Source organism: Mesorhizobium waimense, from assembly GCF_003601975.1.
Taxonomy (GTDB): Bacteria; Pseudomonadota; Alphaproteobacteria; order Rhizobiales; family Rhizobiaceae; genus Mesorhizobium; species Mesorhizobium waimense.
The window spans coordinates 16127-29643 of the sequence record NZ_QZWZ01000017.1 but is presented as its reverse complement, the minus strand read 5'-3'; the positions used below and the strand labels follow the sequence as shown (position 1 = coordinate 29643).

At 64.1% G+C, this 13517-nt stretch carries 15 protein-coding genes; 6 read left to right on the top strand and 9 right to left on the bottom strand.

Annotated elements, in window-relative coordinates; all coding sequences use genetic code 11:
- Positions 1–55: 55 nt before the first annotated feature.
- Positions 56–838, bottom strand: a complete 783-nt coding sequence (locus tag D3227_RS21385; protein WP_120016396.1) for a class I SAM-dependent methyltransferase — start codon at positions 836–838, stop codon at positions 56–58.
- Positions 839–942: 104 nt separating this feature from the next.
- Here D3227_RS21385 and gloB point away from each other — a divergent pair, with 104 nt between their 5' ends.
- Positions 943–1710 (top strand): hydroxyacylglutathione hydrolase, encoded by a 768-nt coding sequence (gene gloB, locus D3227_RS21380; RefSeq protein WP_120016298.1) that lies wholly within the window; start codon positions 943–945, stop codon positions 1708–1710.
- A 22-nt stretch (positions 1711–1732) separates the two neighbouring features.
- Positions 1733–2161 carry a cupin domain-containing protein gene (locus D3227_RS21375; RefSeq protein ID WP_120016297.1) on the top strand — a complete coding sequence of 143 codons (429 nt, stop codon included), beginning with the start codon at positions 1733–1735 and terminating at the stop codon, positions 2159–2161.
- On the opposite strand, the gene D3227_RS21370 is transcribed toward D3227_RS21375, so the two are convergent.
- The 3 genes from D3227_RS21370 to D3227_RS21360 are packed head-to-tail and all read right to left on the bottom strand — an operon-like array spanning position 2158 to position 4533.
- Positions 2158–2832 (bottom strand): lysoplasmalogenase, encoded by a 675-nt coding sequence (locus D3227_RS21370; protein ID WP_120016296.1) that lies wholly within the window; start codon positions 2830–2832, stop codon positions 2158–2160. The two genes, D3227_RS21375 and D3227_RS21370, sit on opposite strands and share 4 nt — an antisense overlap.
- Positions 2829–3716, bottom strand: coding sequence for an aromatic amino acid exporter YddG (gene yddG, locus D3227_RS21365; protein ID WP_120016295.1), 888 nt, complete (start codon positions 3714–3716; stop codon positions 2829–2831). Before yddG ends, D3227_RS21370 begins: the two co-directional genes overlap by 4 nt.
- A gap of 28 nt (positions 3717–3744) precedes the next feature.
- Entirely contained in the window at positions 3745–4533 is a 789-nt protein-coding gene (locus tag D3227_RS21360; RefSeq protein ID WP_120016294.1) for a DUF3108 domain-containing protein, read from the bottom strand.
- A 247-nt stretch (positions 4534–4780) separates the two neighbouring features.
- On the opposite strand from D3227_RS21360, the gene rpmB reads away from it, so the two are divergent.
- The 3 genes from rpmB to D3227_RS21345 all read left to right on the top strand — a co-directional run bounded on the left by rpmB (position 4781) and on the right by D3227_RS21345 (position 6582).
- A complete protein-coding gene (gene rpmB / locus D3227_RS21355) occupies positions 4781–5077 on the top strand; it encodes a 50S ribosomal protein L28 (RefSeq protein WP_120016293.1) in 297 nt (98 codons plus the stop codon).
- 121 nt (positions 5078–5198) lie between these two features.
- Positions 5199–5879 (top strand): queuosine precursor transporter, encoded by a 681-nt coding sequence (locus D3227_RS21350; RefSeq protein ID WP_120016292.1) that lies wholly within the window; start codon positions 5199–5201, stop codon positions 5877–5879.
- A 28-nt stretch (positions 5880–5907) separates the two neighbouring features.
- Positions 5908–6582 carry a hypothetical protein gene (locus D3227_RS21345; protein WP_120016291.1) on the top strand — a complete coding sequence of 225 codons (675 nt, stop codon included), beginning with the start codon at positions 5908–5910 and terminating at the stop codon, positions 6580–6582.
- Positions 6583–6607: 25 nt separating this feature from the next.
- On the opposite strand, the gene D3227_RS21340 is transcribed toward D3227_RS21345, so the two are convergent.
- The 4 genes from D3227_RS21340 to D3227_RS21325 form a co-directional block, all read right to left on the bottom strand.
- The gene (locus D3227_RS21340) at positions 6608–7630 is read right to left on the bottom strand and encodes an esterase-like activity of phytase family protein (protein WP_120016290.1); all 1023 of its coding nucleotides are present in this window, start codon (positions 7628–7630) and stop codon (positions 6608–6610) included.
- Entirely contained in the window at positions 7627–9525 is a 1899-nt protein-coding gene (gene cobT, locus D3227_RS21335) for a cobaltochelatase subunit CobT (RefSeq protein WP_120016289.1), read from the bottom strand. The genes D3227_RS21340 and cobT overlap by 4 nt, the downstream gene beginning before the upstream one ends.
- A gap of 11 nt (positions 9526–9536) precedes the next feature.
- Positions 9537–10523 carry a cobaltochelatase subunit CobS gene (gene cobS, locus D3227_RS21330; RefSeq protein ID WP_006200247.1) on the bottom strand — a complete coding sequence of 329 codons (987 nt, stop codon included), beginning with the start codon at positions 10521–10523 and terminating at the stop codon, positions 9537–9539.
- A 123-nt stretch (positions 10524–10646) separates the two neighbouring features.
- The gene (locus D3227_RS21325) at positions 10647–11276 is read right to left on the bottom strand and encodes a J domain-containing protein (RefSeq protein WP_040582048.1); all 630 of its coding nucleotides are present in this window, start codon (positions 11274–11276) and stop codon (positions 10647–10649) included.
- 134 nt (positions 11277–11410) lie between these two features.
- Here D3227_RS21325 and D3227_RS21320 point away from each other — a divergent pair, with 134 nt between their 5' ends.
- Positions 11411–11713 carry a BolA family protein gene (locus D3227_RS21320; protein ID WP_120016288.1) on the top strand — a complete coding sequence of 101 codons (303 nt, stop codon included), beginning with the start codon at positions 11411–11413 and terminating at the stop codon, positions 11711–11713.
- A 60-nt stretch (positions 11714–11773) separates the two neighbouring features.
- On the opposite strand, the gene D3227_RS21315 is transcribed toward D3227_RS21320, so the two are convergent.
- The gene (locus D3227_RS21315; protein WP_120016287.1) at positions 11774–13312 is read right to left on the bottom strand and encodes an acetolactate synthase large subunit; all 1539 of its coding nucleotides are present in this window, start codon (positions 13310–13312) and stop codon (positions 11774–11776) included.
- Positions 13313–13517 lie beyond the last annotated feature (205 nt).

The window sequence follows — 13517 nt, the reverse complement described above, 5'->3', positions numbered from 1 at the left end:
GTTCAGGCGGCGGCCCCGCACTCGACAGATAGGGAGTGACAAAGCTCAGTTCCGATCACGAACGCGTCACCCCGCCCGGGGAAGCCGCCTCACCGTCGCGCGACCGGCCGAGCCTGGTCACGCCTTGCGGCGAGAGCACCGGCACGAAAACGCGTCGCGATGCACGCTGGGCGACCGGTACGCCTTGATAAAGCCGCTTCTGCGCCTCGACCACGATGACACCGGAAAAAATCGGCCAGAACCGACGGCCGGCCCGTTCCAGCATATTGTGGAACCGCATCATGAAGCGCCGCGGCGACGGCGGGAAGAACAGCGCGTCGGACCATGCCGCCGGGGTGAAATGCGCCTCGCGCAGCAATTCGGTGAGCTGGCCGCGCGAGAACGGCCGGCCATTGCCGAACGGCGTATGCTCGAAACGCGCCCAGACGCCGCGCCGGTTGGGCACGACGATGACGACGCGCCCGGCCGGCGACAGCACCCGCCAGATCTCGTTCAGCGTCTCGCGCGGGTTCTCGACATGCTCGAGCGAATGGACGAGCAGCATGCGGTCGATGCAGGAATCGACCAGCGGCAATTCCTCGTCGAAGACCAGCGCCGTCGCCGTCGGACCCGTCGCCGGCCAGACCACCGCGCCCTGCGTTGCCGGCATGAAGGCAAAGACGCGCTCGGCATCGGCGCCGAACCGCTCCAGCCACGGCAAGGTGTAGCCGAGGCCGACCAGCCGCTCATTCGGCACCGCGGCCCATATCGAGGACAGCGCCATGGTGATCGAGTGTTCGGCAAGCCGGCCGAGCGTGGTCGAATAGAAGGAACGGAGGTCGACGATATCGGAATGCATGGCCGGGACGGTAGCCGCGATATCTGCCGAGTTCAACAAAGCTCAATTCCAGATGACATCGGCCGGCAAGCGCCCTATGTCTGCGGCGACAATGGAGAGATGCGATGCCGGTCGAAATCGAACAGTTCATGTGCCGCAGCGACAATTTCGGCGTGCTTGTGCATGACCCCAAAAGCGGCCAGACCGCGATCATCGATGCGCCCGAGGAGGCGCCGATCCTGGCCGCGATCCAGCGCACCGGCTGGACCCCGACGATGATCCTGACCACCCACCACCATGTCGACCATGTCGAGGCCAATCTGGCGCTGAAGGAGCGCTTCAAGCTGCGCATCATCGGCCCGGAAGCGGAACAGGCGAAGATCCCCGGCATCGACGAGACGGTCGAAGAAGGCTCGGTCGTCCATCTCGGCGACGAAAAGATCGACGTGATCGCCACGCCCGGCCACACGGCTGGCCATGTCTCCTACCATTTGCCGGCCTCGAAGGTGGCGTTCACCGCCGACACGCTGTTTGCGCTGGGCTGCGGCCGGCTGTTCGAGTGCAAGCCGCCGGTGATGTACGACTCGCTGAAGAAGCTGGCGGCACTTCCGGCCGACACGGTCATCTATTGCGGCCATGAGTATACGCTTTCGAATGCCCGCTTCGCGCTGACCGTCGACCCGACCAATTCCGCCCTGAAGGAACGTGCTGCGAAAATCGAAACGTTACGCGCCGACAACAAGCCGACATTGCCGACGACGATCGGCGAGGAGCTGTCGACCAATCCGTTCCTGCGCTGGCACGACCCGGCAATCCGCAAGCATCTCGGCATGGAGAAGGCCAACGACGCTGACGTGTTCGCCGAAATCCGCAAGCGCAAGGACAATTTCTGAGCCCGGTGCTGGCCTCCAGCCGATGACAAGTGCAGCCGAAATCATCGCCACGCTCGGCCTGAAGCCGCATCCGGAAGGCGGCTGGTATGCCGAAACCTTTCGCGATGGCGCGGAAGGGACGCGCGGCCACTCGACGGCGATCTATTTCCTTCTGGAAGAGGACCAACTGTCGGCCTGGCACCGGGTCAAGGATGCGGCAGAGGTCTGGCATTTCTATGCCGGCGCCCCGCTGGCGCTGTCGATACAGGAGGAAGGCAGCACAATCATCGAGCAGGTGCTCGGCACCGCCCTTGCGGCGGGCGAGCGACCGCAGATCGTGGTGCCCGCCGGCTGGTGGCAATCGGCGCGCAGCCTCGGTGAGTGGACGCTGGTCGGCTGCACGGTGGCGCCGGGCTTCGACTTCGCCGCCTTCGAGCTCGCCGAGCCCGGCTGGCAGCCGGAAGGGTCTTAGCTGAGCAGGAATCCCAAGGTGATGCCTAGCTGGGCGGCGTAGTAAAGCGCCCAGACCGCGTAACGCATCCAGACGCGGTGGGGCGAGATGGCGGCAAGCAGGAACTGTTCCGTGGCGAGCAACCCGTCCGACGCCATGAACAGGACGGCGCCGCCGATCACCAGGGTGTTGCTCGTGGTGAGCGCCGAGATCCCCATGGCGAGGATCGCCGCGACATAGATGACGATCGGAAGACGCAAGGTGGGGCCGACACGGCGCCAGAGTGCGGCCAGCATGACGATCACGAAGGCCGCCATCGCCAGCGCGATCGCGCCACGCCATGACTCCGCGCCGAGCAGCCCTGAGCCGCCGCCGCTACGCAGGAACAGCACGACATAGAAGATGTGCGCCAGGAGAAAACTGGCCAGCCCGCCGAGAAAGGCCTTTTCGCCGTCGCGTGACAGAAAGGCGTCGCCGACGGCACTCAGCGCCAGCGCCGCGACGAGCAGCCACGGCCCGCCTTGCATGAAGGCAAGCACTGCCAGGATCGCCACCGCCAGCGTCTTGGCCGCCGAGCGCGCGAGCCGCGGCGGCATGCCGAGCGTGAGGGCATAGATCAGCGCCGCCACCAGCGAGAAAACCAGTGTCGCATTGGCGTTGGCGTCGATGCCGCCGGGAAACGGCATCGTCATGCGCTGGCCTCGCCTGTCGCCAGCTTGCGCATGAACAGCGACTTTGCCGCCAGTGCCGCGCCGCCGGTGATGAGGACGCAGGCGGCGAGGATGCGCAGCGACGGTTCGGCGACGCCTGCCGCGATCAGCACCAGCGTCGACAAAAGCGGCGCGGCATAGCTTGCCGCGCCCAGCACCTGGATGTTGCCGCGCTTGACGCCGATGTCCCAGGCGTAGAAGGCCGCACCCACCGGCATCAGGCCAAGGCCGAGCACGGCCAGCCACTGGCCGGCGCCATCGGGCAGCACTGTCTGTTCCAGCAGAAGGTGGCAGAGCAGCGAAAGCGCCGACGTCGCCGCGCAGAACCAGGTGACGATGCTCGTCTGTACCGACGGGAACCGCCGCGACAGCAGCGAATAGGCCGACCACAAAAGCGCGCAGACGCCGGCCATCGCATAGCCAAAGGCATAGCGCGCATCAAAGGCGAGCCCGCCGCCCTTGGTGACGATCAGGATCGTACCGGCCAGTCCGAGCAGCGCGCCGACGACATGGTTCCAGGCCAGTCGCTCGCCCGGCATCAGCGCCGAGCCGAGCACGATCAGCAGCGGCCACAGATAGGCGATCAGGCTCGCCTCCACCGCCGGCGCGTTGCGCAGCGCGGTGAAGTAGAAGAAGTGGTAGCCGAATAGGCCGGCAATGCCGATCACCCACACCTGCGGCGGAATTTTTTGGCTCCTGTCGGCGGCTGGCATGAACAGCCGCGCGCCAAGCCCGACGCAGGTGCCGATGGCGAAGGTGATGGCCGACAGCAGAAATGGCGGCACCGCCCCGGAAGCGTCGGTGAGCAGCGCCAGCAGCGCCCACATGGCGACCGCCGAAAACCCGATCAGTGTTGCGCGCCCCATGCCCGTCTCCGGCGGCGCGCGAAGGCGCCTAATTAACTGCTTCGAACCGCCCGGCGCTAATGGTCAGCGTGCCGATTTGTGTGCCGACCGTGGCGCGGATCGGCGCATATACCCCGCTTTGGCCGACTGGCGCAAACGTCACCATCATCTTGCTGCGGTTCTTCAGGTAATTCAAAGCCTTGCGGCCTTTGCGATAGCCTGCCACCGGCTCGAAGCCCATGCGACAGGTCACCGTGTCGCCCTTGTAGCCGCGCACCGAAATCGATCCCTTGGAAGCATAGGTCAGCGTCAGGTTGGCGCGCATCTCGCCGTCGTAGAATTTCACTGTGCGCCCGCAGACATTGTCGAGACTGTCGGCATGGATGACGGTGGCGGCCATCGGATCGAGCACCGACGTCAGGTCGCCGCTGCCCATCGGAACCCAGCTTTTGGGATCACGTTTGCCTGGCGCGGGGATGACCTTGGTGGCGGTGACGGCGCCATTTGCGAAGCGGATATCGACCACCGATGCCTTCTTGCCCGACGTGTAATCGGCACGGAAAGCCTGCGGCTGCATCTTCTTGCCGGAAATCGTGCCTTTTGACGAGATGGTGCCCTTCGTGTCGTCGAACAGCTTGGCAAGGCCTGCAGCGGAGACAGTGCCGTTGATCGAATAGATATCGCCCTGATAGCTGCTGGAGAACGTCGCCCTGGCCACCGAAAGACCGAGGAACGACACTGTATATTCGCCCTTGAAGGACTGTGGAGCGGCCGCAGTGGCTGCATCCGGCAGGGCAATGGCAAGCAAGGCGCAGAGGGCATATGACGAACGAAGCATGACGGCGGATCGATCCTCGATTTCAGCCGGAAGGGGGAACTTCAGGCTGGCAGGTCCCTTTGCGACCGCTTATAGGCCAGAATCCGGCCTTTATATGAAACAGGCGCTGGGCAGGCCGGAGCTTGACGCGCCAGCGAAATGCAACTATGGAACGCCAACTTTTTCCATAAGGCCGCCTGACCGAGACCGCGCGCCACCCGGCGCGGGTTGAATGGTTTGGCCAGACCGAGAACTGAAGGTTAGAACCATGTCCCGCACCTGCGAACTCACTGCCAAGGCCGTCATGACCGGCAACAATGTGAGCCACGCCAACAACAAGACCAAGCGCCGCTTCCTGCCGAACCTGGTCAATGTGACGCTGATTTCCGAAGTGCTGAACCAGAACGTGCGCCTGCGCGTTTCGGCCAACGCGCTGCGTTCGGTCGAGCACCGCGGCGGCCTTGATGCGTTCCTGGCCAAGGCCGACGCTAAGGAATTGTCGCAGCGCGCTCGCCTGCTGAAGAAGCAGATCGCCAAGAAGCTCGCCGACCAGCCCGCCGCCTGATTGCCGTCCGAGGTCTCGCGCCGAATGGCGCGAAGAAGCGGTTTTCGGCCAAATATCTGAGCAATGCAGCGCCGTCCGGATTGGGTGGCGCTTTGCTGGTTCCATTACCCAGGATAAAAAAATGAATTCCTTCTCGCGTTACCTGCCCTTCGTGGCCGCCATGGCGCTTGTCGTCGTGGCGTCGAACATCCTCGTGCAATTCCCGATGCAGGGCCAGATCGGCGGCCTGTCGCTGGCCGATATCCTGACCTGGGGCGCCTTCACCTACCCATTCTCCTTCCTGGTCACCGACCTCGCCAACCGTCGCTATGGCCCGACCGTGGCGCGCCGGATCGTCTTTGTCGGCTTCATGACGGCAGTGATCTGCTCGATCCTCGTCCCGCCCTTCCTGTTCCGTCACGGCTTGATCGAGTTCGAGACCGCCGCCGACCGGCTGGTGCGCATTGCGGCTGCCTCGGGCGCTGCCTTCCTTACCGCGCAGCTGCTCGACGTCACCGTGTTCAACCGGCTGCGCCGGCAGAGCTGGTGGCGCGCGCCGATCGTCGGCACGCTGGTCGGCTCGGTGTTCGACACGCTCGTGTTCTTCACCGTCGCCTTCTCGGCCGCCTTCGCTTTTGCCGGCCCGAACGACAGTTTCGCGCTCGAAACGGCGCCGCTGCTGGGCGTGCTGCCGGTCGAAACCATGCGCTGGGTATCCTGGGCGCTCGGCGACCTCTCGGTGAAGCTGATCATCGCCGTTGTGGCGCTGATCCCCTACCGGCTGCTCGCGGCCCGCTGGAGCCAGCCAGCGCTGGCGACATAGCGATGATTCCAAAAAGTGGAATCAGGCCGTGATCCCGTGGGTCCAACTGGACTCGGCAAAAACGCCTGATGGCGGACAGGAACTGCGCCTGAAGCGGCGCGGCGCTGAATTCTCGATCATGCTCGGCACCAACGAGCTGATGAACAGCCGCCTCAGCGGCTCCGAGGAAGCGCTGGCAAGGCTCTCCTGTGAAAGGATCGCCGGCCGCAAGCAGCCCAAAATCCTGATCGGCGGGGTTGGCATGGGCTTTACGCTGCGCGCCGCGCTCGCGCAACTCCCGGATGATGCCGGCGTCGTTGTTGCCGAGCTGGTCCCGGCAGTCGTTGCCTGGGCACGCGGCCCGATGGCCGAGATCTTTGGCGGCTCGCTCGACGATCCCCGCGTGACCATCCGCGAGACCGATGTCGGGCACATCATCCACTCGGGTATCTCGACCTGGGACGCCATCCTGCTTGATGTCGACAATGGCCCGGAAGGCATCGTCCATAAAGGCAACGACGCGCTCTACGGTGCGGCCGGCCTCGGCGCCGCGCGTGCCGCTCTCAAGCCCGGTGGCGTGCTGTCGGTCTGGTCGCAAGGGCCGGACAACGGCTTTACACGGCGGCTGAAGCAGGCAGGTTTTTCCGTCGATGAGGTCACGGCACGCGCCCATGGCAAGCGCGGCGCCCGGCACGTCATCTGGATCGCGACCAACGGGAAATAGGCCCGCTGCCTCGAAATCGGCGGCCTCAATCCTCGTGCAGAATGAATTCCAGATAGAGGTTGCGCTGCAGGATCGAGTGGTTGTCGTCGGAAACCAGCGACACCATCAGCGCGCCATCGTCGCGAGTCCAGACGTCAAGCCCTTCCATATTGTCGATCTGGTAGCCCATGTCGGCATCCAGCAGCACCGGCCCGTCGGCGACAGCGCCTTTCTCGACGCCCTCGCCATAGATGCGCCTTAGCCGCATCTTCACCCCGCCGGCCATCGAGAAGCTGCGCTCGAGCAGCAAAAGATCGCCGTCCGGCAGAAAGGCGCCGTCGGTGATGTCGAAATCGCCATTGCGCTTGACCGTGAAGACGCCCTTGTGCGGCCCTTCGATGACTGCCGCATAGATGTTGCCGGCCTTGTCGAGGCTCTTTTCCGACACCACGACCAGCCCGCCCTCATGCTGGCCATAGGGATGGGCGTGGGTGACCGTCTCGAAGCCGCGGTTCTGCCGAAGCTCGTTGGCCGGAACCTGAAAATCCAATTGCTTGAACGGCGCCTTCATGCCGTCCGGATCGATCTTGAACTGGGCGACACGCTGATTGCGTTCGAAACCGACCGTGGCGATGCCGTCCTTGACCGCCAGGCCTTCGGCATCGACCTGCCACTTCTTGTCGATCGGCTGGCCTGCCTCATCGACCATCTGCTGCATGCGGAAATTCTGTATGCCCGACGGACGCGTGTCGGCATCGTGGGTGACGCTGCCGAAGAACCAGAAGCCGGTGTCGGCAACGCCGATGAAGTCGCTTCCGGGTTTGAGGAAGCGAAAGGCCGACAGCGCGCCGAAATCGCGCGACGGCGAGGTCATCTCCAGCCCGCCGACAAATTCGAGCGGCCCGAACTGCTTGTCATCATGGCCGATGCGGAACTGGCCTATCGGCCGCGCCGTGATTTCGACCGGCTCGACCGAGTCTGGGCCGGCGGCAAATGCAGGCGACAGCATGCTGGCCAGCATGCAAGCAGCAAAAATCGTGTGCCTAAGGCCCCCGCCCGAAAAGCTCATCCGGTGCGCCGCAGGCCGCCGCGACGCGTCTCGCGGGCGCTTTCCTCGCCAAACAGGGAGGCAAGCTGCTCGGTCATGGCGCCGGCCAGCTCCTCGGCATCGACGATGGTGACGGCACGCCTGTAGTAGCGGGTGACGTCGTGGCCGATGCCGATGGCCAAAAGTTCCACCGGCGAGCGTGTTTCGATCAGTTCGATGATGGCACGCAGATGCCGCTCGAGATAATTGCCCGGATTGACCGACAGCGTCGAATCGTCGACCGGCGCGCCGTCCGAGATCATCATCAGGATTTTTCTCTGCTCCGGCCGGGCGATCAGACGGTTGTGCGCCCAAAGCAGCGCCTCGCCATCGATGTTTTCCTTGAGCAGGCCCTCACGCATCATCAGGCCGAGATTGCGGCGCGCCCGCCGCCACGGATGGTCGGCGGATTTGTAGATGATGTGGCGCAGATCGTTGAGCCGGCCTGGGTTCGGCGGCTTGCCGTCCTTCAGCCATTTCTCGCGCGCCTGCCCGCCCTTCCAGGCGCGGGTGGTGAAGCCAAGGATCTCGACCGAGACGCCGCAACGCTCCAGCGTGCGCGCCAGTATGTCGGCGCAGGTGGCGGCGACCGTGATCGGCCGGCCGCGCATCGAGCCCGAATTGTCGAGCACCAGCGTCACCACCGTGTCGCGGAATTTGGTGTCGCGCTCCTGCTTGAAGGACAGCGGCTGCATCGGATCGATGACGACGCGCACCAGCCGCGCCGGATCGAGATAGCCCTCTTCGAGGTCGAAATCCCAGGAGCGGTTCTGCTGCGCCATCAGGCGGCGCTGCAGCCGGTTGGCCAGGCGGCCGACGACGCCGGAAAGATTGGCGAGCTGCTTGTCGAGGAAGGCGCGCAGCCGGTCCAGTTCTTCCTCTTCGCAAAGCTCCTCGGCACCGACCGTCTCGTCGAAGGCGGTGGTGAAGACCTTGTAGTCGATCTCTTTCGGCAGATTGGTGAAGGGATTGTCGTTGCGCCGCGCCTCGCCGGGCGTTTCGGCATCGGAATCGTCATCGTCGGAGAGATCGTCGGCGGTGGCGTCGGACGCTTCTGTCTCGGCCGACTGCTCGTCGTCGGCCGACGCCTCGGCATCGTCGGACTGCGACTGCTCGGAGCCGGAATCGTCCTCGCCGCCCTCCTCGCTCTGCTCCTCGCCTTGCGGCTGGTTTTCGTCATTGTCCTCGGAGTCTTCGGTCTCCTGATCGTCGCCGAGCTCCTCGGCCATTTCCATGGAAACCAGCATGTCGCGCACGACGCGGGCGAAGGCCTGCTGGTCGTCGAGCTTGGCCGACAGACCGTCGAGATTGGCGCTGGCCTTTTCCTCGACCCAGGGGCGCCAGAGGTCGACCAGCCGCTCGCCGCTCGTCGGGACAGTGCGGCCGGTCAGCTTTTCGCGCACCATCAGCGCCAGCGCCTCCTCGATCGGCGCGTCGGCCTTGTCCTTGACGTCGATGAGGTTGGCCCTGGCGTATTTGTCCTCGAGCATCGAACCGATATTGTCGGCGACGCCCTGCATGGCGCGGCTGCCGATCGCCTCGACGCGGGCCTGCTCGACCGCGTCGTAGATCGAGCGCGCCAGCTTGCCCTCCGGTGCCAGCTTGCTGTGGATACGCGCGTCGTGGCAGGCGCGCTTCAGCGCCATGGAATCGCCGAGCCCGCGGGTGATCGCGATATCGGTCCTGGAGGCCTTCTTCGGCAGTTCGGGCAGCCGGGCACGGCTGCCGGCAAGTGCGGGCCTGTCCTTGGCGAAACCGACCTCGAGATCCTTATCGCCGGCGATCGCGCGCATGCAGACAGTCACCGAGCGCTTGAAGCTGTCGGCTTCAGACCCCGTCTTCGACTTGTTGCGCGTGTTGTCGCCCGGACCCGCCATGGAGACTCTGTTTAGCCCAGCACCACATTGGCAGCCGATTCAGGCAAATCTTCGCCAAAGGCGCGCTGGTAGAATTCGGCCACCACCGAACGCTCCAACTCGTCGCATTTGTTGAGGAAGGTCAGCCGGAACGCCATGCCGATATCGCCGAAGATCTCGGCATTCTCGGCCCAGGTGATGACCGTACGCGGGCTCATCACCGTCGACAGGTCGCCATTGATGAAGGCCGAGCGCGTCATGTCGGCGACGCGCACCATCTTGTTGACGATGTCCTTGCCCTTGCTATCGCGATAGTGCTTGGCCTTGGCCAGCACGATGTTCACCTCATTGTCGTGCGGCAGGTAGTTCAGCGTAGTGACGATCGACCAGCGGTCCATCTGCGCCTGGTTGATCTGCTGCGTGCCGTGATAGAGGCCGGTGGTGTCGCCCAGCCCAACCGTATTGGCGGTCGAAAACAGCCGGAAGGCCGGATGCGGGCGGATGACCCGGCTCTGGTCGAGCAGCGTCAGCCGGCCCGACGATTCCAGCACGCGCTGGATGACGAACATCACGTCCGGACGGCCGGCGTCATACTCGTCGAAGCACAGCGCGACATTGTGCTGGTAGGCCCAAGGTAGGATGCCGTCGCGGAATTCGGTGATCTGCAGCCCGTCCTTGACGACGATGGCATCCTTGCCGACGAGGTCGATACGGCTGACATGGCTGTCGAGGTTGACGCGCACGCAGGGCCAGTTGAGGCGGGCGGCGACCTGTTCGATATGGGTCGACTTGCCGGTGCCGTGATAGCCCGACACCATCACGCGGCGGTTGTAGGCAAAGCCGGCGAGGATCGCCATCGTCGTGTTCTTGTCGAACAGATAGTCGGGATCAACGTCGGGCACATGCTCGCTGGTCACCGAATAGGCCGGCACCACCATCTTGGAGTCGAAGCCGAATTTGTCCTTCACCGACACCGTCGTGTCGGGCAGGTTGGCGATGTCGCGATCGACCTTGTTCATCTCTATCAACGTCTCCACGGGCGAAACGCCTGATTTCGCCGGCAATCGATTTTGTCCGGGGGCGGTCTTAGAGCCTTTTCCAACCTTATGAAAGTTGGAAAACGACACGAACCGTATGGTCGCTCAGCACAATCCCGCCTGCTTGAGCACGCGATAGGCCTGCAGCACATCGCGGAACCGGTCTTCCGAACCTCTGTCGCCGCCATTCGCATCCGGATGATGGCGCTTCACCAGTTCCTTATAGCGTGCCTTGATATCCTTGCCAGTCGCCTTTGTATCAAGGCCAAGCGTTTCCAGTGCCTTGGCCTCAAGCGGCTTGGCCTTGCGCTCGCGCGCCTCGCGCGGATCCTTTGGACCTTTGAACAGGTCAAACGGATCGCGCATGCGGTTGTAGTAGCCGGCGCGACCGGAACGCTGCTGCGCGAAGTCAGGCGAGGATCGCGTCGAAGCGCCATTGATGCCCATCTTCCACGTCGGCCGGTGGCCAGTCATCGCTTCCTTCTGGAAACGGGCGATCTCGCTGTCCGGGACGCCGGAGAAATAGTTGAAGCCCTTGTTGTACTCGCGCACGTGATCGAAGCAGAACTGGAAATACTCGCCTTCCTTCATGCGTCCGACCGGCGCGCGATGGGTGCCGGCCTCCTTGCAACCGTCCCACTGGCAGATCGGCGAGCGCGACTTCAGCTCCGCGTCCTTCTCCGGCCGGATGCGGATCTTCTCGAAATATTTGGGATACGGTTTCATCTCACCCATTTATGGGCTGTTCGCTAGTACGAAACAAGAATTGACATTTCGACGATGATCGCCCTAACCGCTGAATCGCGGCTTAAAGCGGGCAAATGGCGAATTTTGCGGCAGTGCCGTAGATGTGGTGAAGGGAAGCTCCGATGTCCATACAGGCGACGATGGAAGGCAAGCTGAACAAGGCGTTCTCGCCGGAACGGCTGGTCATCATCAACGAAAGCCATCTCCACGCCGGCCACCATCATCATGGCTCGGACCATCACGGCGCCTATGATGGCACCGGCGAGACGCATTTCCGCGTCCGTATCGTTTCGCCCGCCTTTGCCGGCATGAGCCGCATCGAGCGCCACCGCGCCGTCAACGAATTGCTGGCCGACGAGCTGAAAGCCGGCGTCCACGCGCTGGCGATCGAACCGGCAGCACCTGGCGAACAGACGCGCTGGTAGGCGCTGCGCGTCGGCCGACGCCGCTCAACCCGGCTCCCTGGAACCGCCGCGGAGAAACGGTCAGATCACTGCTTCGATGAGAAACGGCCCGGGGCGCGACAGCGCGCTGTCCAGCAGGGCATCGAACCGCTCGCACGTGTCGGCGCGGGCCGCCTCCACGCCCATGCCCTTCGCCAGCGATACCCAGTCCAGCGCGGGCTGGTCGAGATCGAGCATACGCCTGGCATTCTCGCCGATCGCGCCGACCCCGACATTCTTCATCTCGCCATGCAGGATTGCGTAGGTCCGGTTGGAAAAGACGATCGTGACGACATCGAGATTTTCCCGTGCCTGGGTCCACAATCCCTGCACGGTGTACATGCCGCTGCCGTCGGCCTCGAGATTGATCACCTTGCGATCGGGGCACGCGATCGCTGCCCCTGTTGCCAACGGGATGCCTTCGCCGATCGATCCGCCGGTCGTCATCATGTAGTCGTGCGGCGCGGCAAAGGCCGACAGGGCGAAGTAACGCCGGGCCGACGTCACCGCCTCGTCGCAGACGATGGCATTGGCAGGAAGTTTCCGCGCCACCGAAAGGGCGATCGCATCATCGGTCAGCTTGCCGCGCGGCACCGGCTCGTCGGAAAAGCCCGTAGCGACAGGGAGCTGCTGCGTCGACCTGATACCGAGTTCGTTGCGAAGCGCCTCCAGTGCCGCCTTCAAGTCCTCGCCATGCGCCGCCAGCGAAAGCACCTCGCAACCGTCTCGAACCAGCCGTCCCGGCTTTCCCGGATAGGCGAAGAAGGCAACAGGCTCCTTCGCTCCGACCAGGATCAGCACGTCGATATCGCTCAGCAGGGCCGTTGCAGCATCGATCGGATAGGGGATGCGCGTGGGCGCGACCCGTCCGCGACCGCGCTCCATCCGCGCCACCAGAACCTCGCTGAACAAGCGGACATCCTGCGCTGCCGAGATTTGACCGGCGATCTCAAGCGCATCAGTTCGCGCCGCGCGTCCGCGAACGATGATACCGACACGGCCTGGAGTGCCACGGATCGCCTCGGCTGCCTTTCGCACAGCGCCCATATCGACGGTGGGCTGCGCGAGCTCCACCTTGCGGGCCGAAACCATAGGAGCCTCGCCCCATGCAGCGTCCGCCGGCAGGATCAGGGTGGCTATGCCCGGCGGCGAAAGGGAGGCGCGGAAGGCCGCCTCGGCCGCCGGCGCGACATCGGCGGGACTTTCGATACGGCGAACCCAGTTCGACATCGGCGCCGCAAGGCTCTCGATATCGCTGGTGAGCGGTGCATCGAGCGCCAGATGATAGGAGGCGTGGTCGCCGACAATGTTGATCATCGGGCTCAAGGCGCGCCTGGCGTTGTGGATGTTGGCGAGCCCGGGCCCTGTGTGCAGCAGCGTCGCGGCCGGTCGATCGGTCATCCTCGCGTAACCGTCGGCGGCACCTGTCACCACGCCTTCAAAGAGGCCCAGCACGCAACGCATCTGCGGCTTGCGGTCGAGTGCGGCAACGAAATGCATCTCCGATGTACCGGGATTTGCGAAGCAGACCGTCACGCCGTTTGCCAGCAGCACGTCACACAGGACGTCGGCTCCGTTCATGAATCCCTCCCCGGTTGACGCAGGACAATTGATCCTGCCAGCGCCCGCGCGGCAATATCCCGCCATCAATTTGGCGTGATCCACCATCTTCGCCGTCAGACGGTCGCGGATCGCCGGATCGCCGGATCGAAGGAGGCGTCTGCGAGGCATTGCAGCCATTCAAAAATGTTCGCCATCGCCTCAATGCCTGATTGCAGCCGTTCTC